This is a genomic window from Aeromonas sp. R1-2 (assembly GCF_040908505.1).
In the GTDB taxonomy this organism is placed as follows: Bacteria; Pseudomonadota; Gammaproteobacteria; order Enterobacterales; family Aeromonadaceae; genus Aeromonas; species Aeromonas veronii.
This window is the reverse complement of the sequence record NZ_JBFODU010000050.1, coordinates 1-24,222: the sequence shown is the minus strand read 5'-3', so window position 1 is coordinate 24,222 and position 24,222 is coordinate 1. Positions and strand designations below refer to the sequence as shown.

At 60.5% G+C, this 24,222-nt stretch carries 24 protein-coding genes; 7 read left to right on the top strand and 17 right to left on the bottom strand.

Annotated elements, in window-relative coordinates; genetic code table 11:
• Positions 1-98: 98 nt before the first annotated feature.
• The 3 genes from AB5Y76_RS17070 to AB5Y76_RS17060 form a co-directional block, all read right to left on the bottom strand.
• Complete coding sequence (locus tag AB5Y76_RS17070; protein ID WP_129503876.1) at positions 99-1,763, bottom strand: AMP-binding protein; 1,665 nt, start codon at positions 1,761-1,763, stop codon at positions 99-101.
• A gap of 98 nt (positions 1,764-1,861) precedes the next feature.
• A complete protein-coding gene (locus AB5Y76_RS17065; RefSeq protein WP_005333639.1) occupies positions 1,862-2,140 on the bottom strand; it encodes a YfcL family protein in 279 nt (92 codons plus the stop codon).
• A gap of 99 nt (positions 2,141-2,239) precedes the next feature.
• Entirely contained in the window at positions 2,240-3,355 is a 1,116-nt protein-coding gene (locus AB5Y76_RS17060; protein ID WP_263717067.1) for an ATP-NAD kinase family protein, read from the bottom strand.
• Between the two features lie 120 nt (positions 3,356-3,475).
• Here AB5Y76_RS17060 and AB5Y76_RS17055 point away from each other — a divergent pair, with 120 nt between their 5' ends.
• Positions 3,476-4,213 (top strand): TerC family protein, encoded by a 738-nt coding sequence (locus AB5Y76_RS17055; protein ID WP_042083356.1) that lies wholly within the window; start codon positions 3,476-3,478, stop codon positions 4,211-4,213.
• Between the two features lie 96 nt (positions 4,214-4,309).
• Here AB5Y76_RS17055 and AB5Y76_RS17050 read toward each other — a convergent pair whose 3' ends face one another.
• From AB5Y76_RS17050 to pspA, 11 genes are all read right to left on the bottom strand, one after another.
• Positions 4,310-4,798: an OmpA family protein gene (locus AB5Y76_RS17050; protein WP_005333642.1), complete on the bottom strand. Its 489-nt coding sequence runs from the start codon at positions 4,796-4,798 to the stop codon at positions 4,310-4,312.
• A 35-nt stretch (positions 4,799-4,833) separates the two neighbouring features.
• Entirely contained in the window at positions 4,834-6,063 is a 1,230-nt protein-coding gene (locus tag AB5Y76_RS17045) for a diguanylate cyclase (RefSeq protein WP_005333644.1), read from the bottom strand.
• Positions 6,060-6,617 carry a YfiR family protein gene (locus AB5Y76_RS17040; RefSeq protein ID WP_005333646.1) on the bottom strand — a complete coding sequence of 186 codons (558 nt, stop codon included), beginning with the start codon at positions 6,615-6,617 and terminating at the stop codon, positions 6,060-6,062. Before AB5Y76_RS17040 ends, AB5Y76_RS17045 begins: the two co-directional genes overlap by 4 nt.
• Positions 6,618-6,806: 189 nt before the next feature.
• Positions 6,807-8,354: a transcriptional regulator TyrR gene (tyrR, locus tag AB5Y76_RS17035; protein ID WP_005333656.1), complete on the bottom strand. Its 1,548-nt coding sequence runs from the start codon at positions 8,352-8,354 to the stop codon at positions 6,807-6,809.
• A gap of 148 nt (positions 8,355-8,502) precedes the next feature.
• On the bottom strand, positions 8,503-8,841 hold the full coding sequence (locus AB5Y76_RS17030) for a 4a-hydroxytetrahydrobiopterin dehydratase (protein ID WP_021231380.1): 339 nt from the start codon (positions 8,839-8,841) through the stop codon (positions 8,503-8,505).
• A 63-nt stretch (positions 8,842-8,904) separates the two neighbouring features.
• A complete protein-coding gene (gene phhA, locus AB5Y76_RS17025) occupies positions 8,905-9,699 on the bottom strand; it encodes a phenylalanine 4-monooxygenase (protein ID WP_263717065.1) in 795 nt (264 codons plus the stop codon).
• A gap of 157 nt (positions 9,700-9,856) precedes the next feature.
• Positions 9,857-10,888, bottom strand: a complete 1,032-nt coding sequence (locus AB5Y76_RS17020; RefSeq protein WP_263717064.1) for a YcjF family protein — start codon at positions 10,886-10,888, stop codon at positions 9,857-9,859.
• A 65-nt stretch (positions 10,889-10,953) separates the two neighbouring features.
• Positions 10,954-12,360, bottom strand: coding sequence for a YcjX family protein (locus AB5Y76_RS17015; protein WP_263717062.1), 1,407 nt, complete (start codon positions 12,358-12,360; stop codon positions 10,954-10,956).
• 145 nt (positions 12,361-12,505) lie between these two features.
• Positions 12,506-12,910, bottom strand: a complete 405-nt coding sequence (pspC, locus tag AB5Y76_RS17010) for an envelope stress response membrane protein PspC (protein WP_005333670.1) — start codon at positions 12,908-12,910, stop codon at positions 12,506-12,508.
• Complete coding sequence (gene pspB / locus AB5Y76_RS17005) at positions 12,907-13,143, bottom strand: envelope stress response membrane protein PspB (RefSeq protein WP_005333672.1); 237 nt, start codon at positions 13,141-13,143, stop codon at positions 12,907-12,909. Before pspB ends, pspC begins: the two co-directional genes overlap by 4 nt.
• Before the next feature lie 3 nt (positions 13,144-13,146).
• The gene (gene pspA / locus AB5Y76_RS17000) at positions 13,147-13,833 is read right to left on the bottom strand and encodes a phage shock protein PspA (protein WP_005361184.1); all 687 of its coding nucleotides are present in this window, start codon (positions 13,831-13,833) and stop codon (positions 13,147-13,149) included.
• 196 nt (positions 13,834-14,029) lie between these two features.
• Between pspA and pspF the strand changes: the two genes are divergently transcribed.
• The 6 genes from pspF to AB5Y76_RS16970 all read left to right on the top strand — a co-directional run bounded on the left by pspF (position 14,030) and on the right by AB5Y76_RS16970 (position 20,471).
• Complete coding sequence (pspF, locus tag AB5Y76_RS16995; protein ID WP_005333674.1) at positions 14,030-15,058, top strand: phage shock protein operon transcriptional activator; 1,029 nt, start codon at positions 14,030-14,032, stop codon at positions 15,056-15,058.
• 108 nt (positions 15,059-15,166) lie between these two features.
• Positions 15,167-16,762, top strand: coding sequence for an ABC transporter substrate-binding protein SapA (sapA, locus tag AB5Y76_RS16990; RefSeq protein WP_041202111.1), 1,596 nt, complete (start codon positions 15,167-15,169; stop codon positions 16,760-16,762).
• Positions 16,763-16,764: 2 nt separating this feature from the next.
• Positions 16,765-17,724: an ABC transporter permease gene (locus AB5Y76_RS16985; protein WP_368177767.1), complete on the top strand. Its 960-nt coding sequence runs from the start codon at positions 16,765-16,767 to the stop codon at positions 17,722-17,724.
• Positions 17,725-17,759: 35 nt separating this feature from the next.
• Complete coding sequence (locus tag AB5Y76_RS16980; RefSeq protein WP_263717060.1) at positions 17,760-18,653, top strand: ABC transporter permease subunit; 894 nt, start codon at positions 17,760-17,762, stop codon at positions 18,651-18,653.
• Positions 18,653-19,651 (top strand): oligopeptide/dipeptide ABC transporter ATP-binding protein, encoded by a 999-nt coding sequence (locus AB5Y76_RS16975; RefSeq protein ID WP_005333679.1) that lies wholly within the window; start codon positions 18,653-18,655, stop codon positions 19,649-19,651. Before AB5Y76_RS16980 ends, AB5Y76_RS16975 begins: the two co-directional genes overlap by 1 nt.
• A 34-nt stretch (positions 19,652-19,685) precedes the next feature.
• The gene (locus AB5Y76_RS16970) at positions 19,686-20,471 is read left to right on the top strand and encodes an ABC transporter ATP-binding protein (RefSeq protein ID WP_005333681.1); all 786 of its coding nucleotides are present in this window, start codon (positions 19,686-19,688) and stop codon (positions 20,469-20,471) included.
• Between the two features lie 105 nt (positions 20,472-20,576).
• Here the strand turns inward: AB5Y76_RS16970 and htpG are convergent, their stop codons facing one another.
• The 3 genes from htpG to AB5Y76_RS16955 all read right to left on the bottom strand — a co-directional run.
• Entirely contained in the window at positions 20,577-22,490 is a 1,914-nt protein-coding gene (gene htpG / locus AB5Y76_RS16965) for a molecular chaperone HtpG (protein ID WP_040097518.1), read from the bottom strand.
• Between the two features lie 164 nt (positions 22,491-22,654).
• Complete coding sequence (gene recR, locus AB5Y76_RS16960) at positions 22,655-23,257, bottom strand: recombination mediator RecR (RefSeq protein ID WP_019444931.1); 603 nt, start codon at positions 23,255-23,257, stop codon at positions 22,655-22,657.
• A gap of 669 nt (positions 23,258-23,926) precedes the next feature.
• Positions 23,927-24,222: IS3 family transposase (locus tag AB5Y76_RS16955; protein ID WP_368177766.1), on the bottom strand; the 296-nt coding region annotated here is incomplete at its 5' end.

The following is a 24,222-nucleotide window of genomic DNA, read 5'->3' as shown; positions in this document are numbered from 1 at the left end:
TTTACTCGCCGACAAAACAGCGGCGAGTGATATGCCTCAAACACAACAACGGCCCATCAAGGGCCGTTGTTGTTTGTTGCGCTATGGAAAGACGGGATTTACTCCTCCCACACCACCACCTGGGATGAGGGCCAGCGATCCCCGACCTGGGCGTACTTTTGCTCCAGCAGGTGACGCTTGATCTTCATGGTGGGGGTCAGCACGCCGTTCTCGATATTCCAAGGGGTTTTCACCACCAGAATGCCGCGAATTTTGGCATGAGATTCCAGCTGATCGTTGACCCGAACCCGCGCCGCTTCCAGCCTGGCGTTGACCTCCTCCCGATTGCCCTTCATGGCGCTCTCGGCCAGTTGCACCAGCGCAATGGGCTGGGGCATGCCGTAACCAATCACGCAGAGCTGTTCGATAATGGGCTCCTGCCCCAGCAGTCCCTCGATGGGCACCGGCGCCACATACTTGCCCTTGGCGGTCTTGAACACATCCTTCATCCGGCCGGTGATGGTGAGGTAACCCTCCCGGTCCAGCTTGCCCATGTCGCCGGTGTGGAGCCACCCCTCGGCATCGATGGCCTCGGCGCTGTGCTCGGGATCCTTGTAGTAACCCAGCATCATCCCTTCGCAGCGGCAGAGGATCTCCCCCTCCTCGGAGATCTTGATGGTCACCCCGATCCCCGCCTTGCCGACGGTGCCGATCTTGTCGGCGCGGAACGGGTAATTGATGGTGGAGTAGGCGTGGTTCTCGGTCATACCCCAGGCTTCAGTCACCTTGAGGCCGATGCTCAGATACCACTCAAGCAGCGCAGGGGAGACAGGCGCAGAACCGCAGCCCAACACCCGGGCCTGATCCAGCCCAAGCCCCTTTTGCAGCTTGCGTTTGATCAGGCCGGAGATAAGCGGGATCTTGAGCAGCAACTCCAGTTTGTTCTGGGGCAGCTTCTCGTGGATCTTGATGCGGAACATGGCCCACAGCCGTGGCACCGAGATAAAGACGGTGGGACGGCAGCGTTTGACATCTTCGATAAAGGTGTCGAGGGATTCGGGAAAGGCGATGGTAGCGCCGCCATAGAGGCTGCCGCCGTAGATGTAGACCCGCTCTGTAATGTGGGCCAGCGGCAGGTAGGAGAAGCCCCGATCGGCCTGGCTCAGGCTCACCGTCTCCACCAGCTTCTCGCACGACCAGGCGTAACGCTCAACGCTCAGCATGGCCCCTTTCGGCTTGCCGGTACTGCCGGAGGTGTAGACCAGACTCAGCAGGGAGTCAGGGGCCTGCACCGGGCTGTCAGGGATCGGCTCATGCGCCTCCAGCAGGTCATCCCACTGGTGGCTGGCCGGCATGGTGTCGTAGGGGAAGGCGATGCGCAGCAGATCGGCAGGTACGCCAGGCTCCTGACTCTTCCAGTCATCCAGCTTGCCGACGAAGATCGCCTTGGCCTCGCTGTGGCGCAGCACATATTCGATGGTGTCGACGTTGGCAGTCGGGTAGATGGGCACGCTCACATACTGCCCCATCTGCATCGCCAGATCGGCGATAAACCACTGGGCGCAGTTCTTGGAGAGCAGCGCCACCTTGTCACCGGCCACCAGACCGAGGTGACGCAAGGCCGTCACCATCCGCCGCGCTTCATCGGCCACTTCACCCCAGGTGAAATCGACATATTCGCGGTTGATGGTTTGACGCAGGTAGGTTCGATCAGGACACTGCCGCTCCCAGTGATAGAGCATCTCGAGCGGCAGTTTATTGGCAATGCGTGAGGAGGAGGCCATAGTTTAATCCCTGAAACAAAAGGCGAAACTTATTATTAACCTTTCACTAACTTCAGGGGAAGAACAAACTCAAACTTCAGTTTGAATTGTGTATCCGATCAAGCTTCTGCGTCTTGTTGCAAACGACTCCACATCGCCTGCACCAGTTTTTCATCCTCTTCAGAAAGCTCACCTTGCAAGATCGCCTCGTTGAGGCTGCGCAGCACATAGCTCTTGACGTCCCGCACCAGGGTCTTGCCTTCCAGCTCGGCCCGGGCAACGGCCAATGAGATATGACCTCGCAGGTAACCCCCCGCAAACAGCTCATCGTCGGTCGCGGTAGCAACCATGCTGTCGATCAGTCCCAACAACTTGTGCTCAAAATCGTGAATCGTCATGTAACGCAGCCTCATTTGCGGCAAAAAATTCGGGGGTATGGAACCGCAATCCGGTTGATTGCAGCTCTCTGGCGCCAGGCCAGCAGCGTCCTTGGCGTCCTATTCCGGGTTGGCCACCGGGTAGATGACCTGATCCTTGTATCCCGTGGTTATTCGCAGATAACCACGCAACGCCCGGTTTAATTCGGGATCATCGGTGTCCACCAGCAGCGGCCTGCCCGCAAGGGCGGCAAGCTTGGCTTTGGTTGCCAGCACCTGGATATTGTCCAGCCCGACACACCGAATCACCTCGGGACTCAATTGCTGATTTCCGCGCCCGAACAGATGTCCCTGTCCGCCTATCAGGGTAATGATCAGTCGGCAGCGACGGCCGCGGATCCGGGTCAGGATCTCGGCGGCGCTGAGATCCTGCCCGATAAGTCGGCCATTTTCCACCAGATCCACACCGAGCAAAGTATTTTCCAGACCGAGCTCAGCCATACAGGCTGCCACCGTGCTGCCGGAGCCCATCAGATAGAGGGTATCGGGCTCCATCTGCTCCACCACACCGGCGGCGAGATCCGCCAACACCAGCTCTTCGGACTCCTTGCCCCCCTGTTTTACCGCTTGTACGTAACGCAGATCACCGGGCACCTTCAGCTGGCCGTAGTGGCGGGCCCGCACCTTGCCCGCGCGAAACGCCTCCTCGTCGATGTCGCGCACCTCGGCATCGATCAGGCTGAGCAGTTCCCCTGCGATCATCCGCGCCACCACCCGCCCGCTGGCAGCGGGCGTCACCCCGTAGACGCCGGAGTGGATCTTGCACCCCGCAGGAATGCCGAGCACATGGCAGGACTCCCCCACCGCGGCGCAGATATCCCGCGCCGTGCCATCGCCACCGGCAAACAGCAGCAGATCGACCCCGGCTTCGCGCATCAGCTCTGCAGCGTGGCGGGTATCACCGGCCGAGGTACTCTCCCCGGCCGGTTGATAGATGACCCGACAGGGTAGTCCCAGAGATCGGGCTACCGTCTCCCCCATCTCTCCCGCCACCGTCAGCAGTTCGAACGGGACGCTCAGCTCGCACAGTGGCAACAAGGCTTGCCGCGCCCGCTCCTGCGCCTTGGGCACGGCACCACGAGCAAGCGCCTCATCCACCACGCCGTCACTGCCCTTGAGCCCCACTGCGCCGCCAATCCCGGCGACCGGATTAATAATGAACCCTAATCGAAACATGCCAGCCTCCCTTGCGATGGCCACCATTTTTATCTTTTCCCCCCTCTGGGACAAGCAGTGGCGCCCCTGCTAGAATGCGCTGCTTCAATTTTCCAACCAATTTTCAACCAAGGTTCAATCATGCTGGAATGGGTTCTTGATCCCTCTGCCTGGGTCGCACTCGCCACCCTTACCCTGCTCGAGATCGTGCTGGGCATCGACAACATCATCTTCATCTCCATCCTGGTGGGTCGCCTGCCGGAGGCGCAGCGTCAAAAAGCGCGTATTCTGGGTCTGGGGCTCGCCATGGGTACCCGGATCCTGCTGCTGCTCTCGCTGGCCTGGGTGATGCGCCTCACCGATCCGCTCTTCACCGTGCTGGGTGAAGCCATCTCCGGCCGCGACCTGATCCTGCTGCTGGGGGGCCTGTTCCTCATCGGCAAGAGTGCCCACGAGATCCACGTCACCCTGGAAGGGGCGGCCGAGCCGGAAAGCGTCAGCAAAGCGGCCTCGGGCTTTATCAGCACCCTGATCCAGATCGCCATCCTCGATATCGTGTTCAGCCTCGACTCGGTGATCACCGCGGTCGGCATGGCCGATCACGTGCCGGTGATGGTGCTGGCCATCATGATCGCCGTCTTCATCATGATGTTTGCCGCCAAATCCATCGGTGATTTCGTCGATAACCACCCCACCATCAAGATGCTGGCCCTCTCCTTCCTCACCCTGGTGGGCTTCGCCCTGATGGCCGAGGGGATGGACCTGCATATTCCGAAGGGCTACATCTACTTCGCCATGGCCTTCTCGCTGGTGGTGGAGATGATCAACATCCGCCTGCGCAGCCATCACGACAATAACGGGCAAAATAGCGCGCAGTAACCCTGCCCCCACATGCCCTCGCGACCCCAGCTGTCGCGATCAAAAAGAGCGCCGGTCGGGCGCTCTTTTTTTATGGGTAACGAAACGATGAAAGGGTTATTGATCGCTGATGACGATGGCAACCCGGCGGTTGGCGGCCCGGCCCTCTCTGGTCTTGTTATCCGCCAGCGGCATGGTCTCGCCACGGCCATGGATCTCCAGATTGGCTGGCTTCATGCCGACCGAGACCAGCACATCGGCCACCGACTGGGCCCGCTTCAGAGAGAGTTGCTGGTTGTAGCTGCTCTCGCCGGTATTGTCAGTGTGCCCATCCACCCGCGCCTTGTCCAACCCTACGCCAAGCAGTGTTTTACCCAGTTTTTCAACGGATTGGCGAGTCTGGGGATTGAGCGCCCCCACGTTGTTGGCAAACAGCACCCGGTTGGCCAGATCCAGCGTCCACCCCTCATCGGTCAGATAAAAGCCCTGCTCCTTGAGCACGGCGATTTGCTCCGGGGTCAACCCCTTGGGGGCACTCTGGCAACCGGCCAGCAATGACAACATCAACCCCAGCAGGGTCACTTTCAACAGGTGGGTGATCTTCATGGTTTGCTCCTTGTTTATGTTGTTATTCTTGCCAGTCAGGCGATGGTTTGCTGTTCGCTGCGGCGCGCCCGTTTCGCCAGATACATGGCTGCATCGGCCTGATCACACAGCACGCTGGCACTCATGCCCGCCTGATAGACGGCGAAGCCGACACTCACCTCTGCCACCAGCTGACGACCGTCACGCAGCGCCACCGGTTCGCTCATCGCCTGCTGGATGCGGCCAATCACCTCTTCCACCTCATGCTGTCGCTGGAGTGGGCCAACCAGCACCGCAAACTCGTCACCACCGAGGCGAAAAACCAGATCATCCGGACGCAGCTGATGTTGTACCCGTCTTGAGAGCGCGATCAGCACATCGTCACCGGCGTTGTGCCCCAGCGTGTCATTAATTTGCTTGAAACGATCGCAGTCGAGATAGAGCAGCGCAAACCCCTCTTGCTCGCCGAGGGAGATGGCCTGCGCGAGCCGCGCTTCAAACAGGGCGCGATTGGGCAGTCCGGTGAGGGCATCGTGAGTCGCCTGATGGAGCAGGCTGGCATTTTCGCGGGCCTGCTGGGCCTGCCAGGCTTGCAGCTCGTCCAGCAGGGAGTTGAAGTCATCCCCCAGCTCGTTAATCTCGACGATATCGGCCGGTGGTGCCCGCATCCCCAAGGTGCGTTGTCGACGTACCGAGTGGGCGACAAGTGCCAGTTTGCGCAGCGGTGCGGTGATGGAGACCTGCATCCGGTCAGCCACATAGAGTGCCACCATGGCGCTCAGCATCAGGCAAACCACCATCGCCAGCAGCGCCGAGAGCAAAAACAGCAACAGATATTCACCGTGGCCGCGCAGCTCGATGGTGGCGATCTGCTCACCACCCCGCAGCATGGGGAGTTTGACAGGCCCCGGCATCAGCAGTTGGGCCAGATAGTCTTCGAGCGTCACCAGCGGGTTGCTTCTGGGGCGCTCCCAACTGGCGAGCAGCTGACCATTGGTCAGTACGATAGTGGCTTGGGCCACCTCTTCCTTGGCAACGATACCACTGAGCGCCTCGCTCGCCGCCTCCTCATCGTGGAACACCACCGCCGCCTCGGCGCTGTAGCTGATGGCGCGGGCTACCAGCTCCAGATTGTGGTCGGCGTAAAAACGCACTACCAGCAGGGCCACCAGAGTAAAAAAGAGTCCCGCCACACTGACGGCTGTGATGGCGGCCACCAGATGGGTTCGCCCCAGGCTCTGACGCAGGGTCAGACGGCGGGGAGCCGCGCTCACCTGTCGTCTCATGGAACCCCCTTGTCGGCATGGGCCAGCTTGAGCACGGCGGGATGCACCCGGACGCCGCTCAGGGCCAGGGCATCGAGGTTCACTTTAAACCGCACCCGCACGCTGTCCGGCGAGGTCTGCAGGCAGAACACCGAGCTGGTGGAGCAGTCGTGGTTGTATTCGCTGATGCTGAGCACAGGGTGTCCCTGCAGGCGGGCAAACAGCGCAATCCGGGTCGGCTCGTCGAGCACTCCCAGATAGAGCACATCGCAGTGATCGCTGATGGCCGGATCGCTCGCCTCGTAACGATGGACCTGCACGGTACGGCCATTGGCCTGACGATCGATGGTAAAGAGGGCGCCGGCATATTCGGTAGGCGCCGCCACGCACATGCGCAGCACCGCAGGCTCGGTGGGCCAGCGGGTATAACTCATGATATCGAGCACCAGCTCCCTGACCGCCGTCGCCCGGCTCTCTGCGGCCGTTTCCGCCAGCGCGCGGGGCAACAGCAGGCCAAACGCAACCAACAGGAGCGCCAGACGGGCAGTTAAACGGGGGGAAAAGAGTAACAGCATGATCGGGAGGTAGTCGCCTTGACAATACCGCTGCTATGGCATTGCGGTTCGGGTACATGAACCCAGATAGTAAGTTGGCTGACACTGGCCTGACAAGTCTCACCCCGCCATCAACTACGGAGTTCGTGTAAAGAAAACGGAGAGCCCGTCTGGTAACGGGCTCTCTGGTGGCAGGCAACAAGACGGAAATCACTTCTTGCTGATGCCGTATTCCCGCAGCTTGTTGGCGATGGCGGTATGCGACACGCCCAGGCGTTTGGCCAACTGGCGCGTCGACGGGAAGGCGGGATAGAGCCGGGCCAGCAGCTGGCTCTCGAAGCGCTTCACCGCATCGTCGAGATTCCCCTCAAACCACTCGTCGATCAGCGGCATGGTATCGGCCGCCACCGGCAGGTCGATCTGCTCGGGTCCCAGCTCATCCCCTTCCAGCAGGGTCATGGCACGGTAGAGACAGTTGCGCAGCTGACGCACGTTGCCCGGCCAGCGGTAGGCGGTCAGGTAGTCGGCCATGTTGCGGGTAAAGCGCGGACGGGGTCGCTGCAACTCGCTGGCAAAGCGGGAGACAAACTGCTGGGCCAGCACCATGATGTCTGCCTTGCGCTCGCGCAGGGGAGGCAGCGCCAGACTGAGCACGTTGAGGCGATAGTAGAGATCCTCGCGGAAGGTTCCTTCGTGCACCAGATCCAGCAACTGCTTCTGGGTGGTGCAGATGAAACGCACGTTGACCTTCACCTCTTGCTCGTCACCGACCCGGCGGAATACCCCATCCTGCAACACCCGCAAAAACTTGGTTTGCAGATGGGGAGACATGTCGCCGATCTCGTCCAGCATCAGGGTGCCGCCGCTCGCCAGCTCCAGCACGCCGCGCTTGCCCTCGGTGTTGTTGCCAAAGGCGCCGGGGGCATAACCGAACAGCTCGCTCTCGGCCACGTTATCGGGCATGGCTGCGCAGTTGAGGGCCATAAAGGGGTGGCTGGAGCGCAGGCTGGCCCCGTGACAGGCACGGGCCAGCAGCTCCTTGCCGGTACCGGTCTCGCCGACGATCAGCAGCGGCGCATCCTGCATCGCCAGTTTGCGCGCTTGCGACAGCACCTCTTTCATCTTGGGGCTCTCGGCCTGCAGATGCTCGAAGCCCCCCACTTCCACCGCATGAAGCGCGCTGAAGTGCAGGCCGACCCGACGGGCAGATTTGAGCACCACCACGGCCCCGGCCAGCGCCTGCTTGCCGCGGGCTTCTGCCACGAACAGCGGCATCAGATCTGCCAGATACTCTTCGCCATTGAAACTGAGCTTGCAGGTCTGCGGCTTGATCTCGCTCGCCTCCAGCCAGCGGGTGAAGGAGAAACCCTTGACCAGCGAACCGAGCGCCACGCCGCGCACCTCCTCCACCGGCAAGCCGAGGGTGGTGAGGGCAGACTGGTTGGCCTGGGTCACCTTGCCCTTGCTGTCGAGGGAGAAGACCAGATCCGGCAGCGCCTTGAGCAACGCCTCGATCTCGTGATGCTCTCGCTCGGAAGGCATGTAGGGGATGGTCTTGACGTCGTAGACGCCGGGAATGCGGCGGATCTCCGGCATCAGGTGCTGAAAATCACTGAACTCCAGCTCGGGAAAGTTGAGATAGATGATGCCTGAGGTATCGATTTCGATGCCGCGCAGATCGATATTGTGCTCCACCAGGCGGTCGAGCAGTTCCCGGGTCAGGCCCAGGCGGTCTTCACAGCTGACTTCAAGACGCATTCGGGACACACTTCCTAGCTAACTCTATGAATGAGCGGATAATACAGTCTCGATCCCCCCAGTGCGAGCGCCAGCCCATAAAAATGCGGGCCTGCCCCGCTTTCGCAGGCAGGCCCGGGTCAACCGATGACGCTGGTTTGGGGTGCGATTAGCGGAGCAACTGATCGGTGCGCGCCGCCATGATGAAGTCGTTGCGGTGCAAGCCGCCGATCTTGTGGGTCCACCAGCTGACGGTCACCTTGCCCCACTCGGTCAGGATGGCCGGATGATGGAACTCCGCTTCCGCCAGCTCCCCCAGGCGGTTGGTAAAAGCCAGCGCCTCCTTGAAGTTGCGAAATGTAAATTCTCGCCGCAGTTGCAGCGCCCCCTCCACCACCAGCGGCTGCCAGTCAGGAATAAGCTGCATCAGCTCGCGCAGCTCCTCATCGCTCACCTTGGGGGCATCGGCGCGACACGCTTCACACTGCTGGCTGGCCAGTTCGGACATGGGTTACTCCTGCTTGAATTAATGAAAAATTAATGAACATGAAATAGGGTTGCTTGCTTTTGGTCAGCTCGCCTGTTTGCCAGCGAGAACCTCAAAACGTGGCGGATAGAGGCCAAGCCGACTGGCCTCCGCCAGAGCAGCCATGATCTCCTCACCGGTCAGCTGGTAGAGATGATCGAGACTCGGCAGCACAAAATAGGTGGGCTGCATGATGTCGATGCGATACGGGGTGCGCAGCACGGTCAACAGATCGAAAGGTTGCAGCAGCGGCTGGCCGGAGAGGGCATAGGCGGTCTCGCCGATGGAGGAGAGAATGCCGCCACCGTAGATACGCAGCCCGTCCGGCGTTGCCAAGAGGCCAAACTCCACGGTGAACCAATAGAGCCGCGCCAGAAAAACCCGCTGATCCTTGCTCGCCTGCTGCCCCAACTGACCGTAGAGGTGGGTGAAGTGGGCAAAGGCCGGATTGGTCAGCATGGCGCAGTGGCCGAAGATCTCGTGAAAGATATCCGGCTCTTGCAGGTAGTCGAGCTCGTCGCGGCGCCGGATAAAGGTCGCTACCGGAAACTGGCGGTTGGCCAGCAGGGCAAAGAAGCGATCGAACGAAATCAGCGCTGGCACCGCCGCCACCGACCAGCCGGTAGCGGGCTGCAAGACAGCGTTGATCTCGGCCAGCTGGGGGATGCGATCACGGGGCAGCCCCAGCCTGTCAAGACCGGCCAGATACTCATCACACCCCTTGCCATCGAGAGCGGCGAACTGACGTTCGATCAGGATCTGCCAGGTGCCGTGCTCTTCGTTGCTATAGTGGATCACCCCGTCAGCATCCGGCTGGTGGGCGGTGTAGAAGGTTGCCATAGCGGTTCCATCCTCTGGCGCCACATCAGGCGCCTTGCCGTTTCATCACGGTTTCACTGTAACGAAATGGCAACAAAAAAAGCAGCCGACCCATGAGTCGGCTGCCTGAAACAGTTGTAAATAAATTGTGACAACCGCTATTCATCTCCAGCAGCCATCAAGGCTTATTGAGATACCCCGCCAGCTGGCCGATCAGCCGCTTGCGCAGCTCGCCGAGTTTCGGCTTCTCGTCCGCACACCAGGGCAGCGGGCGGCACGCCTCTATGGTGCGCAGGCCAAGGCGGGCAGTGAGCAGCCCCGCCCCCACCCCTTGCGCCGCGCGGGCAGAGAGCTTGGCGGCAAACTCGGCGCCCAGCAAGTCCATCCCCACCTCGGTCACCAGCTCGGTGGCACCGGCGTAGAGCATGTTGCGAAACACCTGACGGATCAGACGTATGCGGCTCCAGTAGCCGAGTTCGATGGCGTAGACATCGGCGATATCCTCGATCATCCGCAGGTTGCGCCACAACATCAGCATCATGTCGACGGTGGCGAGCGGGCTTAGCGCCACCAGCACGGCGGCCTCCCCCGACCATTTGGCCACCCGCGCCTGCGCCAGCTTGTCACGCTCGCCGAGTACCAGCTGGCTGTAGAGGGTCAGCACCTCCCGATCGCTGTGGCTCTCGTCGAGCTGAGCCAGCCAGGTCTGATACCCCTCGCGCCCCTTGTCGCCACTTTTGACCGCCAACCCTTCGCAAAAGGCTTGCCCCTGCCCGACTCCCTGATGAGCAAGCAGATCTTCTGCTCGCGAGCGCACATCCTGACGCCGCTTGAGGGTGCGCAGCCGCAGCCACTCGCGCCCCACCACGCTGGCGGTACCCGCCGCCACCAGCGCCGAGGCTGCCAGCCAGGCGCTGCCCCAGAGCGGGGTGGTGAGGAATTGATCGTAAAGAAAGGCGCCATACTGGCCCAACGAGAGCAGACCGACCGCCCCCAGCCCCCACGCCAGCAGCCGATGACGGCGACGCGGTTTGATGACGAGGGCGCTCTCCACCTCGGTGAAATCGTCCAGCTCGTCGAGGCGCTCGAAGCTCGCCTCCTCCAGCCGCTGGGCCGGTGCGGGCGGTCGCTCGTCACTGGCCACCGTCAAGGCAGGCTCAAGGATCACCTTGCCCTGCAGCGGTGGCCGCTCTTTTATCTGATCGTTCATCGCCTTGTTCTCCTGAAAACAGTCTCCTGCGGGCGGCGCAGGAAACAAACCCGAGCCGCACACCGTTATTCGAGGTGATCCCCGAGCAGAAACTCCAGCGCCGCATCGAGCCGGATATGGGGCAGCGCCTGATGGGGGCTCATGGGCATGGGGCGAAAAGCCTGAAAATCAAAACCCTGACTGTTCCACCACTGGGCGGGGGGAATATGAGGCGGCACCTCCCCGGGGAACAGCAGCAGCGGCTCACCGCTCAGGCTGGTGCCACGGATGGCGGGGAACTCGCGGCCATTGGCCACCCCCTTGCCCACTTCGGTCGCCTTGATGGCGGCGAGCGCCAGACACTCGGTGGTGATCCCCTCAAAACGAGCCTGACCGCGACCGCTGCGCACCAGATGCTGCAGCAGGGAGACCATGGGCGCATGTTGTTCGGGGGTGACGTGATCAGCCTTGCTCGCCACAAAGAGCAGCTTGTCGATACGGGGCGAGAAGAGTCGCCGCCACCAGTTGCTCTTGCCGTAGGCAAAGCTCTCCATGATGCGGGCGATGGCCTGCTGCATGTCGCCAAAGCTGGCCGCCCCGGCGTTGAGGGGCTGCAGGCAATCCACCAGCACGATCTGGCGATCAAAGCCGGCAAAGTGCTGCTCATAAAAACCCTGCACCAGATGCTGTTTGTACTGCTCGAAGCGCTGCTTGAGAGTGGCGTAAAGAGTGCCATCGGCGGGCTCGCTGGCAGGCATCTCCCACACCCAGGGGACAAATTGCAGCATGGGGGCACCGGCATACTCCCCCGGCAACACGAAGCGACCGGGTTGAATAAGGTGCAATCCCAGCTCCTGTTTGCAGGCATGCAGATAGGTGGTGTAGCGCTCGGCCAGCTCAGCCACCGGCCGCTCTTCGAAGCGCTGATCGACCTGCCACCCGGGTGTCAGCCAGCTGGCGGCAAGTGCCTGCAGCTCTGGGCGACGAAGCTGCTCGCGCACCTGTTCGCTCCACTGCTCGTAGCTCATCTCAAGGAGCGGCAAGTCGAGCAGCCACTCCCCGGGGTAGTCCACCAGATCCACGTAGAGGGTGGAGATCTCCCCCAGATGCTTGCGCAGAGGATGACGGGTGCGATAGCGAATTTCGAGACGCACTTCGGCCACCCCGCGGGTGGGCTCGGGCCAGGCTGGTGGAACGCCAAACAGGGAGTCGAGGCCACGTTCGTAGGCAAAGGTGGGAATGTGGGCATTGAGCTGCGGCACCCGGCGTGCACCGAGGATGCGCCCTTGACGCAGGGCATCCCACAACGGCAAACGGCCATCGATGGCCGCGTGTTCCAGCTGGTTAACCAGCGCCGTGATAAAGGCGGTTTTGCCGCTGCGAGAGAGGCCGGTCACCGCCAGCCGAATATGGCGATCCCGCACCCGGTTCACCACGTCGTTCGCCTTGTGTTGCAGGCGAGTCAACTTCTGTTCCAGTTTATTGAGTATCAAGGCTTGATCCGTTCTCCCTTGGTGGTTGCATCCGGCGTGCTCAGCCGTGCGAGAGGTCGACCGCTTATCCACGTCTGGATAGTTGTCGTCGATGGTGGATCATCACAGAAGATTCCACCATCGACATTGAGTGCTTTGGCAAGCACTACAGCTTGCGAAATTCCCGCTGCAGGGTGAACTCCCTTGAGGTCACCAGCTTCTCGATCCGCTGAACTCTGGGCTCCAGCGCGTCAAGTTCCTGCGCGATGCGGCCCAGCGCCTGATGCGGGGTGATCCCCGCCTGCCAGCTGCGCGCTTTCATCCGCACCTCGGCAAAGTCGGCATCCTCTTGCGAATAGAGGGTGACCGGCTTTTTATCGAGCAAGAACCAGGCAGCGATATAGGCGGTGAAGGTAATGAAACCGGCGAAGATAAGGCCACTGATGGCGAGCAGCCGCACGATCCAGGTCTCCACCCCGAAATACTCAGCCAAACCGGCACAGATCCCGGCTATCTTGCCGCGCTGGGGATCACGATAAAGGTTACGGCCTTCACGACTGACACTGCTCATACCTTGTTCCTCCAACCGGGTACTTCCGCATCCAGAATCGACTCCAGCGCGCCCACTCGCTCCTGCATTTTCTCGGTGCGAGCCAGCAGCCCTTGCAGCTGTTCCCGCTCGCTATCGGCAAGACCGGCGCCAATGCGCCCCTTGGCACGATAGTGCAGCACCAGCCAGATGGGGGCCACCACCACCATGAAGACCACCATGGGAACCATCAATACGCCCAGCAGATCTTCCATCTGTTACTCCCCCTGTTTGCCTTCGCTTTTGCTGTCGCCCTGGCCCAGCTTCTGGCGCATCGCTTCCAGCTCGCGGCTTATCTGATCGTCCACTTCCAGCTCGGCAAACTGCTGCGCCAGCGCCTTGTCGGACTGTCCCAGATCGGCGCGCGCTTCCATTTCGTCGATGCGACGCTCCATCCGCTCAAACTTGCTCACCACCGCCTGGCTCTCGCCACGGGCTACCTGGCTCTGCACATTGAGACGGCTGCTGGCCGCTTCAGTGCGAATGGCCATCGCCTTTTGACGGGCGCGGGCATCTTCCAGCTTGGCTTCGAGCTGGCGGATCTCCTCACCCAACTTCTCGATACCGCTGTCGACCGCCTGCTGCTCGCGGTAGAGGGTCTCTGACAACTCGGTCTGTTTCTTCTTCTCGATAAGGGCGGCGCGGGCCAGATCTTCACGCCCCTTGGTCAGGGCCAGCTCAGCCTTGGCTTGCCACTCGTCGACCCGCTCCTGATGACGGGCGACCTGACGGCCAATCTCTTTCTGGCTGGCGAGGAAGCGGGCCAGATTGGAGCGCTCCTTGACCAACTCGTCCTCCATCTCCTGGATGATCAGGCGCACCATCTTCTGGGGATCTTCTGCCTTGTCGAGCAGGGCCGTCAGGTTGGAATTGATGATGTCGGCCAGACGGGAAAAAATACTCATGATTGCACTCCTGTTATTGGCATGGCGTTGTTTCTCCATTGACAATGGCAACTTGTGTGCCAATCTGGAACAAAATTTAACTTGTTGATTTATATGGGGCAGAATAGCCGGATTGCAAGATGCCTCGCGCAAGTGATGATTAAAATCACCAACTTTTGGTAAGATTGACCAGCTTTTACAACTGACAGGGATCACTATGACCACGGCCACGGAAAGCCTGCTGGGGGAATCCAACGCATTTCTCGAGATCATTGAGCAGGCCTCACGGCTCGCCCCGCTGCGCAAACCCGTGTTGATCATCGGTGAGCGGGGGACGGGCAAGGAGCTGATCGCCCACCGCCTACATTATCTCTCGGCGCGCTGGGATCAAAGCTTTGTCACCATCAACTGCGCCACCCTGAGCGAGAGCCTGCTGGAGACCGAGCTGTTCGGTCACGAGGCGGGATCGTTTACCGGTGCAGCCAAGCGCCACCAGGGCCGCTTCGAGCGGGCCGATGGCGGCACCCTCTTCCTCGACGAGCTGGCCACCACCAGCGCCCGGGTGCAGGAGAAGTTGCTGCGGGTCATCGAGTATGGCGAGTTCGAGCGGGTGGGTGGGGCCAAGCCCCTCAAGGTGGATGTGCGGCTGGTCTGCGCCACCAACGAGGATCTCCCTGCGCTGGCCGACAAGGGGCAGTTTCGCCACGATCTGCTCGATCGGCTCGCGTTTGATGTGATCACCCTCCCCCCCTTGCGGGAGCGGCGGGAAGATATCCTGATGCTGGCGGAGCACTTCGCCCACAGCATGACCCGAGAGCTGGGCTATCCGCTGTTTGCCGGTTTCTCGCGCAAGGCGACCCAGTTGCTGCTGGATTACCACTGGCCGGGCAATGTGAGAGAGCTGAAGAACGTGGTGGAGCGCAGTATCTATCGTCAAGGCAATCCCCAGCTGCCGCTCTCGACCCTGGTGCTCAACCCGTTTGATTCCCCCTGGCGACCACAGGTCACGCAACCTGCGCAAGAGGCCCGAAGCGAGGTACAATCTGCATCCCCCCTCGCCTTGCCGCTCGATCTCAAGCAGGCGGTGGCGGAGTACGAGATTAATTTACTCAAGCAAGCGATGCAGCAATCCCAGTATAATCAGCGCAAAGCCGCTCAACTGCTGGCCTTAAGCTATCACCAGTTCCGTGGCATGCTACGCAAATATCAGCTGCTGGATGGCGATAACGATGCAGAACAAGAGTGAAGGAGTGCGGTTGATGCCGACTCCAGCAACACGCCAGCCTTCGCGCTGGCACATTTGTATCAAAACGTGCGTACAAAACCCCTATAAGAACATGGTTCAACAATGAGAATGCTCACACCCTTGCTGCTGGGTCTGCTGGTGCTGGTCACCGGCTGCCAGAAGCAACCCGAGGCCTCCAAAACCGGACTCATCTATTGTGCTGAGGGATCCCCCCTCTCCTTCAATCCCCATGTTTCCAACTCCGGGGTGACACTGGATGCCAGTGCCCGTCCGCTCTACGACCGCCTGCTGGAGGTGAACCCCAACACCCTGGCGCTGGAACCAGCGCTCGCCACCAACTGGCATGTCAGCGAGGATGGCCTCACCTATACCCTGACCCTGCGCAAGGGGGTAACGTTTCACCATACCCCCTGGTTCAAGCCCACCCGCACTTTCAATGCCGATGACGTGGTCTTCACCTATGCCCGCCAGCTTGACGAGCAGCACCCCTATCACAATGTCTCCGGCGGCGATTACCCCTACTTCTACAGCCTGGGGCAAGATCTGCTGATCAAGCGGGTGAGCAAGAAGGGGCCGCAGACGGTAGTGTTCGAGCTGAACCAGCCGAACGCCTCCTTCCTCGCCACTCTGGCCAGCGACTATGCGGTGATCCTCTCCGCCGAATACGCCGAACAGATGTTGCAGGCGGGCACGCCAGCCCTGCTGGATAGCCGCCCCATCGGCACCGGGCCGTTCAGCTTCAAGGAGTATCGCCACAACGAGTTCATTCGCTATCTGCGCCACCCCGGCTATTGGGGCGGCGATGCCAAGATTGAACAACTGGTCTACGACATTACCCCCAAATCCGCCAAACGGCTGGCCAAGCTGCTGACCGGCGAGTGCGACGTAATGAGCACCCCTTCCGCCAGCCAGCTCTCGGTGATCAAGCAAAATCCGGCGCTCAGCCTCTCGGTCCAGTCGGGGATGAACGTCGCCTTTTTGGCCCTCAATACCCGCAAGCCGCCGTTCAACAACGTCAAGGTGCGTCAGGCCATTGCCAGCGCCATCAATATCGACAACCTGCTGCAGGCGGTCTATTTCGATACTGGTCTGCCCGCCAACAGCCTGCTGCCGACCCTCTCATGGGGGTACAACCCCAGCCTGCCCGAGCGCAAACCCGACCTGAAACGGGCGCGCCAGCTGCTCAAGGAGGCGGGACTGGAGAAAGGGTTCGAGATGCAGGTGCTGGTACAACCGGACGCCCGCCCCTACAACCCGGATGCGGTCAAGACAGCCCAGCTGATCCGCAGCGATCTGGCCAAGGTCGGGATCAAGCTCAAGATCGTGCAACGGGAGTGGCCGGTGATCGAAGGCCGCCTCACCAAGGGGCAGTACGACAGCTTGCTCTCCGGCTGGATTGCCGACAACGCCGACCCGGACAACTTCTTCCGCCAGCTGCTGAGCTGCTCGGCAGTGGAGCGCGGCAACAACTACAGCCGCTGGTGTAGCCCGGCCTTCGATCAGTTGCTGGATGATGCGGTCACCACGCCCCAGCTCTCGTTCCGGCTGCGCAACTACTACTATGCCCAGACCCTGCTCAACGAACAGCTGCCGCTGATCCCGCTGGCGCACGCCTTGCGTACCCAGGTCAGCCGCAGCGACATCGAGGGGCTGACGCTGATGCCCTTTGGCGGCACCTCCTTCAACCAGGCTCACAGGGAGTAAGCATGCTTCTATACACCTTGCGCCGCATCAACCTGCTGCTTATCACTCTGCTGGCGCTGACCTTTGTCGCCTATCTGCTGGACTATCGGCTGATCGGCAATCAGCTCAGCTTCTGGAGCGGCTACCCCGATTTCCTGCGCCGCATTTTCGCAGGTGACCTGGGGCTCTCCAGCGTCTCCGGGCTGCCGGTGCTGGACGAGATCCGCCACTACTTCCCGGCGACCCTGATCCTCTGTCTGGCGGCGTTCGCCATCTCGCTGCTGGTGGGCATTCCCCTCGGTACCCTGGCGGCCCTGTCACAGGGCAAGACGCTGGATCTCTCCATCATGACTGCCGGTCTTATCGGCTATGCGGTGCCGGTATTCTGGCTGGCGCTGCTGGTGGTAATGCTCTTTTCGCTGGATCTCGACTGGTTGCCAGCCTCCGGGCAGATCAGCCTGCTCTACGACGTGCCCCCCATCACGGGCATCGCGGTGATCGATGTGCTGCTCAGCAACGAGCCCTGGCGGCAAGCGGCGCTGCATGATGCCCTGCGCCACCTGATCCTTCCGTCACTGGTGCTGGCGGTAGTGCCTACCACCGAGGTGATCCGCCATGTACGCAGCTCGCTCATCGACGTGATGAAGCAGAACTACATCAAGGCGGCGGCGAGCCGGGGCCTTTCCAAAGCGCAGATCGTCTGGCGCCATGGTCTGAAGAACGCCCTGCCGCCGGTACTGCCGCTGCTGGGTCTGCAACTGGGTAGCGTGCTCACCTCCGCCATGATCACCGAGGTGGTGTTCGAGTGGCACGGGATCGGCCGCTGGCTCATCAGCAGCATCGCCCTGCAGGATTACGCCGCCATTCGCGGCGCGCCCCTGGTGGTGGCCAGTTTCGTGATCCTGACCAGCGTCAGCACCGAGTTGCTGACCACCCTTATCTATCCGGCACGGCGCAAAGAGTTGTATGCCAAACAAGATTGAACGCGCTCATGGCGTGACCAGGAGCCAGGTATCCTATGCAAGATAAATCGAACATCTATCCCGAGCTCAAGATCCTCTCGCCCCTTGAGCAGACGTGGGCCTCCTACAGCCGCAATCCGCTGGCGATGGCGGGGCTATGGTGCTTTTTGCTGTTGCTGCTCATCACGATGGTGGGGCCGCTGGTCGTCCCCTACGGCATCGATGAACAGCACACCGACAAGCTGCTGCTGGCCCCCTCGTGGGCGGCGACCGGCAACATCGACTACTTCCTCGGCACCGACGATCTGGGGCGCGACATGCTCTCCCGGCTGGTGGTGGGGGCGCGCCTCACTTTCGGTTATGCGCTGGTCGTAGTGGTGATCGCCATGGTGGTGGGTTCCGCCATCGGCATCCTCGGCGGGATGAGCAAGGGGCTTAAATCGAGCGTGCTGCACCACCTGCTCGATACCCTGCTCTCCATCCCATCCCTGCTGATGGCCATCATCATGGTCGCCATCATGGGGCCGGGTTTTGGCAATACCCTGATAGCCATTACCCTGGCGTTGATCCCGCCCTTTATCCGGGCCACCTACAACGCAGTGCATGCCGAGATGCAGAAGGAGTACATCACCGCCAGCCGCCTCGATGGCTCGCCCCCCTTCCGGATCATGCGTCTGGCTATTTTGCCCAACATTGTCGAGACCCTGGTGGCCCAAACCACCCGCACCTTGTCGGCGGCCATTCTCGATATCTCGGCGGTCGGTTTTCTTGGCCTCGGCGCCCAATCCCCCCAACCGGAGTGGGGCACCATGCTGGCCGATTCGAGCGACCTCATCTATCTCGCCCCCTGGACCGTCACCCTGCCCGGCATCGCCATCCTGTTCAGCGTGCTGGTGACCAATTTAGTTGGTGAAGGCATTCGTGAAGCACTCAAAGAGGGGAATGACTGATGCCGCTGCTCGATATTCGCAATCTCACCATCGAGATCGACACCCCGCAAGGCAAGGTCAAGGCGGTGGACAAGGTGAGCCTGACCCTGACCGAGGGGGAGATCCGCGGTCTGGTGGGTGAATCCGGCTCCGGCAAGAGTCTGATCGCCAAAGTGATCGTCGGCATCGAGAAGGACAACTGGACGGTACGTGCCGACCGGATGCGCTTCAACGACATGGATCTGCTGACCATGGCCCCCAAGGAGCGCCGTCGCATCATGGGCCGCGAGATCGCCATGATCTTCCAGGACCCCATCAGCTGCCTCGACCCCTCCGAGGAGATCGGCACCCAGCTGGAAGAGGCGATCCCGACCGATTCGTTCGAGGGACAATTCTGGCAGCGCTTCCAGTGGCGCAAGAAGAAGGCCATCGCCCTGCTGCACCGGGTAGGCGTCAAGGATCACCGCAAGGTGATGCGCGCCTATCCCCACGAGCTGTCGGATGGCATGTGCCAGAAGGTGATGATCGCCATGGCCATTGCCAACCAGCCGCGTCTGCTGGTAGCCGACGAGCCCACCAGCGCCATGGAGTCCACCACCCACTCCCAGATCCTGCGACTGCTGGACAAGATGAACAAGCTGGGCAATACCACCATCCTGATCATCAGTAACGATATCGCCGCCATCGCCAACCTGACCGATACCATCAACGTGATGTACTGCGGCCAGATGGTGGAAGTGGGCACACGGGAGCAGATCCTCGAGACCCCGCATCACCCCTATACCGATGCCCTGCTCAAATCGATCCCCGACTTTGACAAGCTGGTGCGCCACAAGTCGCGCCTCGAGACCCTGCCCGGCGTCATCCCGCCGCTGCAACACCTGCCCATCGGCTGCCGTCTGGGGCCGCGCTGCCCCTACGCCCAGAAGCAGTGCGTGCAAACTCCGTTGATGAACAAGATCAAGGGCCATCAGTTCAGCTGTCACTTCCCGCTGAACATGGAGGAGCCAAAAAAATGATGACCGTTAATGCCCCCATGAAGGAGCCCCGCTTGTGATCGAGCCATCCCTGTTGCAGGTCAGAGGCCTTAGCAAAACCTACCAGAACCGCACCGGTCTGTTCCGTCGTCAGGCGGTGGAGGCGATCAAACCCCTCTCGTTCGATCTCGAAGTGGGTCAGACCCTCGCCATCGTCGGCGAAGCTGGCTCCGGCAAGAGTACCCTCGCCCGTATTCTGGCCGGGATGATCGAACCCACCAGCGGCGACATCGCCATCGACGGCCAGCTGATGGTGCACGGCGATTACCAGACCCGCTGCAAACTGCTGCGGATGATTTTTCAGGATCCCAACACCTCGCTGAACCGCAAGATCCGGGTCGGCCAGATCCTGGAGACACCGCTGCGTCTCAACACCGAGATGACCGAGGAGGAGCGCCGCGAGAAGGTGGTGCAGACCCTGCGTATGGTGGGGATGCTGCCGGATCACGCCCTGTTCTATCCGCAGATGCTCTCCTCCGGTCAGCAGCAGCGGGTGGCGCTGGCGCGCGCGCTGATCCTCAACCCCAAGATAGTGGTGGCCGATGAGGCGCTCTCCACCCTGGATATCTCGGTGCGCTCCCAGATCATCAACCTGCTGCTGGAGATGCAGGAGACCATGGGACTGAGTTATGTGCTGGTAGCCAACGACCTGGGTATCGTCAGCCATATCAGCGACGAGGTGCTGGTAATGCACGAAGGTCGGGTGGTGGAGCGCGGCAAGACTCTCAAGGTGTTTGCCGATCCCCAGCATGAGGTGACTCGCCGTCTCATCCAGAACTACAACAACGAATACCGCAAATAGAGAGGCGCTGGCCACCTCCCTCACCGCTGTGTTTTGCCGAGCTCACACGGCGGGATCAAAAAAGCCCACTGCATGCAGTGGGCTTTCTGTTACCGGCGTTGCTGCTTAGGCTTGCAGCAGCAGACGGTTGATACGGGAGACGAAGCTCGCCGGATCGTTCAGTCCGCCCTGCTCGGCCAGCTGGGCCTGTTCGTGCAGCAGGGTGACCCACTCACCGAACAGTGCCTCGTCTTCAATGGTGTCGAGTTTCTTCACCAGCGCATGGTCAGGGTTGAGCTCCAGAATGTACTTCTGCTCCGGTACCGGCTGGCCGGCCGCGCGCATCAGCTTGATCATCTGGGTGCTCATACCGTAGGCGTCGGTGACGATGCATGAGGGGGAGTCGGTCAGACGGTGGGTGACCCGCACCTCTTTCACTGCATCGCCCAGGCTCTTCTTGACCCGCTCCACCAGACCGGCGTTGGCCTTTTCGGCCTCTTCCTGGGCCTGCTTGGAGGCTTCGTCTTCCAGATCGCCGAGATCCAGTTCGCCACGGGTGACGGAGATAAGCTGCTTGCCGTCGAACTCGGTCAGGTGGCTCATCAGCCACTCGTCCACGCGCTCCCACATCAGCAGCACTTCGACACCCTTCTTGCGGAAGATCTCGAGGTGCGGGCTGTTCTTGGCAGCGGCATAGGAGTCGGCAGTGATGTAGTAGATCTTCTGCTGGCCTTCCTTCATGCGACCAACGTAATCCTCGAGAGAGACGGTCTGGGCTTCGCCCTCGCCAGCGGTGCTGGCAAAACGCAGGAGCTTGGCGATCTCTTCGCGGTTGGCGTAATCCTCGGCCGGGCCCTCTTTGAGCACGTTACCGAACTCTTTCCAGAACTTGGCGTACTTCTCGGCATCGTCTTTCGCCAGCTTGGAGAGCATGGTCAGCACGCGCTTTGAGCAAGCCTTGCGCAGAGAGGCAGTCACCTTGTTGTCCTGCAGGATCTCGCGGCTGACGTTGAGCGGCAGATCGTTGGAGTCCAGCACCCCTTTGACGAAGCGCAGGTAGGTCGGCATAAACTGCTCGGCGTCATCCATGATGAAGACGCGCTGCACGTAGAGCTTCAGACCGTGCTTCTGCTCGCGGTTGTAGAGGTCGAACGGTGCGCGGGCCGGTACGTAGAGCAGGCTGGTGTACTCCTGCGCCCCTTCCACCCGGTTGTGACCCCAGAGCAGCGGATCTTCAAAGTCGTGAGCAACGTGCTTGTAGAACTCCTGATACTCCTCGTCCTTGATATCTTTCGGGTTGCGGGTCCACAGTGCCGTGGCGCGGTTGACCTGCTCCCACTCGCCCGGGGTGCCGACGATGGTCTCGCCATCCTCTTCGCGATCCGGGGTACCCTCTTTGAACATCTCCACCGGCACGCTGATATGATCGGAATATTTGCCCACCACGGAGCGCAGACGCCAGTCGTCGAGGAACTCGTCCTCTTCGGCACGCAGGTGCAGGATAACGTCGGTACCGCGACCGGCTTTGGTTACGTCAGCGACGGTGAAGGAGCCTTCCCCTTCAGATTCCCACTGTACGCCCTGCTCCGGAGCAGTACCGGCGGCGCGGGAGACCACGGTCACCTTGTCGGCCACGATAAAGGCAGAGTAGAAGCCGACCCCGAACTGACCGATCAGTTGGGAATCCTTCCCCTGATCGCCGGAGAGGTTTTTGAAGAATTCGGCGGTGCCGGACTTGGCGATGGTACCCAGGTGCTCAATCACCTGATCACGGGTCATACCGATCCCGTTATCGGAGATGGTCAGGGTACGCTTCTCTTTGTCCACCACCAGACGCACACGCAACTGGCCGTCGTTTTCGAACAAAGAGGCATCGGAAAGCGCCTTGAAGCGCAGCTTGTCCGCCGCATCGGATGCGTTGGAGATCAGCTCGCGCAGGAATACTTCTTTGTTGGAGTAGAGGCTGTGAGCCATCAGGCTCAGCAGTTGTTTGACTTCAGTCTGAAAGCCGTGGGTTTCGGCATGAACACTTTGGGTCATGGACCAATCCTCAGAAACATCGGGTTGAACATATGCCCAACCTAGATGGGGACAGCGATCCAAATATCAAGGGGGCGAATGTGCAATCCTGCTCATTCGCCCCCTGTTGGCGTGTAACCGCCGATTTTATGTTCAGTTTTTCGCGACTTACCGCCACCCGCCCCTTACTTGAGGCGCTGGCGCCCCATCAGGGAGTGGGAAAGCGTAGTGCCATCCACCAGTTCCAGCTCGCCCCCCACCGGCACCCCGTGGGCGATGCGGCTCACCTCCACCCCGGCCGCACGGGCCATGTCGGCGATATACCAGGCGGTGGCATCCCCCTCGATGGTCGGATTGGTGGCGAGGATCAGTTCGCTGATGTGCTCTTCCTTCAACCGGCGCTCGAGAATATCGAGCCCCAGCTCCTCCGGGCCGATGCCGTCCAGCGGCGACAGATGACCCATCAGCACAAAGTAGCGACCGGAGAACTGGCCGGTCTGCTCGATGGCCGCCACGTCCGCCGGGCTCTCCACCACGCAGAGCAGGCCATTCTCTTCCCGCTTGGGATTGGCGCAGATATCGCAGCGGTCGTTCTCGGTAAAGGTGCGGCAGTGGCTGCAATGACCGATCTCGGTCAGGGCGCGAGAGAGCAGCTGGGCCAGCCGCAAACCGCCGCTGCGCTCACGCTCGAGCAGGGTAAAAGCCATCCGCTGGGCAGACTTGGGCCCCACCCCCGGCAATACCTGCAGGGCTTTCATCATCTCATCGAGCAGGGGACTGAACTTCATAACACTCCTTACACAGGCCTGCCCCTCGCCACCACCAGGGCCACGACGGGTCAGCAAAACAGGATAACGCAACTGGCGCAGGACTATACCCGAGCCCGCCGCCCATCGCCATCGGCTTGCCCACAGAGCCCGCTAAAAACGCGGATAGCAAAAAGCCCTGATGTTTCCATCAGGGCTTTGCAATCTGGTAGTGCACTGTGGCAGTGAGCGCCAAATTCGCAGCATCAAATCACTGATTATTCTGCATTGCCACTTTTTAAGACGAACCGCGACACAGGACAAACCAAGCGAGGTTTATCGCTCTGCACTGCTGGCACCCACATTAGGATGGCGCTTAAAAACAAAAAACCGACCATCAGGTCGGTTTTTGCAATTTGGCGGTGAGGGAGGGATTCGAACCCTCACTTTTGTATATCACAGCACAAATATAACCTTCAATTTCAATAGCTTACGCATTTTTTGCCGCAATAAAAGCTACATAATTGTCTCAGGTGATTGCTATGAGACTTATCATACTTTTATATAGGAAATTAATTAAATGTCAACCACATAGGTTGTGGCAATTGACTGCGTTGTAGCTCCTATCTGACCGATGCAAAGGCACTTGGAGAAACTGCTTAACGCAAAAATCTGTCTTGAGGTGTCCTGACAAGATCGGACAGTCCCGGATCAAGCAGCCTGAGCAGTTCTCCAATACCTCTTGTTAAACTCCGCCGGGCTGACATTGCCAAGTCGTGAATGCCGACGCTGGCGGTTGTAAAAAATCTCTATGTATTCCTGAATCTCTGCCTTGGCCTCCGCTCTCGTCTCGAATCTATGGTGGTGAACCAGTTCATTTTTAAGAGACCCCCAGAAGCTTTCTATCGGGGCATTGTCGAAGCAGTTCCCCTTGCGTGACATGGAGGTCTGCATGCCAAATTGTACCTGGAGAGCCCGGTAAGCCTTGGCACAGTACTGACTGCCCC

Coding starts and splice junctions, on each gene's coding strand:
- AB5Y76_RS17070 (WP_129503876.1), bottom strand. CDS start 1,763: ATGGCCTCCTCCTCACGCATTGCCAATAAACTGCCGCTCGAGATGCTC.
- AB5Y76_RS17065 (WP_005333639.1), bottom strand. CDS start 2,140: ATGACGATTCACGATTTTGAGCACAAGTTGTTGGGACTGATCGACAGC.
- AB5Y76_RS17060 (WP_263717067.1), bottom strand. CDS start 3,355: ATGTTTCGATTAGGGTTCATTATTAATCCGGTCGCCGGGATTGGCGGC.
- AB5Y76_RS17055 (WP_042083356.1), top strand. CDS start 3,476: ATGCTGGAATGGGTTCTTGATCCCTCTGCCTGGGTCGCACTCGCCACC.
- AB5Y76_RS17050 (WP_005333642.1), bottom strand. CDS start 4,798: ATGAAGATCACCCACCTGTTGAAAGTGACCCTGCTGGGGTTGATGTTG.
- AB5Y76_RS17045 (WP_005333644.1), bottom strand. CDS start 6,063: ATGAGACGACAGGTGAGCGCGGCTCCCCGCCGTCTGACCCTGCGTCAG.
- AB5Y76_RS17040 (WP_005333646.1), bottom strand. CDS start 6,617: ATGCTGTTACTCTTTTCCCCCCGTTTAACTGCCCGTCTGGCGCTCCTG.
- tyrR (WP_005333656.1), bottom strand. CDS start 8,354: ATGCGTCTTGAAGTCAGCTGTGAAGACCGCCTGGGCCTGACCCGGGAA.
- AB5Y76_RS17030 (WP_021231380.1), bottom strand. CDS start 8,841: ATGTCCGAACTGGCCAGCCAGCAGTGTGAAGCGTGTCGCGCCGATGCC.
- phhA (WP_263717065.1), bottom strand. CDS start 9,699: ATGGCAACCTTCTACACCGCCCACCAGCCGGATGCTGACGGGGTGATC.
- AB5Y76_RS17020 (WP_263717064.1), bottom strand. CDS start 10,888: ATGAACGATCAGATAAAAGAGCGGCCACCGCTGCAGGGCAAGGTGATC.
- pspC (WP_005333670.1), bottom strand. CDS start 12,910: ATGAGCAGTGTCAGTCGTGAAGGCCGTAACCTTTATCGTGATCCCCAG.
- pspB (WP_005333672.1), bottom strand. CDS start 13,143: ATGGAAGATCTGCTGGGCGTATTGATGGTTCCCATGGTGGTCTTCATG.
- pspA (WP_005361184.1), bottom strand. CDS start 13,833: ATGAGTATTTTTTCCCGTCTGGCCGACATCATCAATTCCAACCTGACG.
- pspF (WP_005333674.1), top strand. CDS start 14,030: ATGACCACGGCCACGGAAAGCCTGCTGGGGGAATCCAACGCATTTCTC.
- sapA (WP_041202111.1), top strand. CDS start 15,167: ATGCTCACACCCTTGCTGCTGGGTCTGCTGGTGCTGGTCACCGGCTGC.
- AB5Y76_RS16985 (WP_368177767.1), top strand. CDS start 16,765: ATGCTTCTATACACCTTGCGCCGCATCAACCTGCTGCTTATCACTCTG.
- AB5Y76_RS16980 (WP_263717060.1), top strand. CDS start 17,760: ATGCAAGATAAATCGAACATCTATCCCGAGCTCAAGATCCTCTCGCCC.
- AB5Y76_RS16975 (WP_005333679.1), top strand. CDS start 18,653: ATGCCGCTGCTCGATATTCGCAATCTCACCATCGAGATCGACACCCCG.
- htpG (WP_040097518.1), bottom strand. CDS start 22,490: ATGACCCAAAGTGTTCATGCCGAAACCCACGGCTTTCAGACTGAAGTC.
- recR (WP_019444931.1), bottom strand. CDS start 23,257: ATGAAGTTCAGTCCCCTGCTCGATGAGATGATGAAAGCCCTGCAGGTA.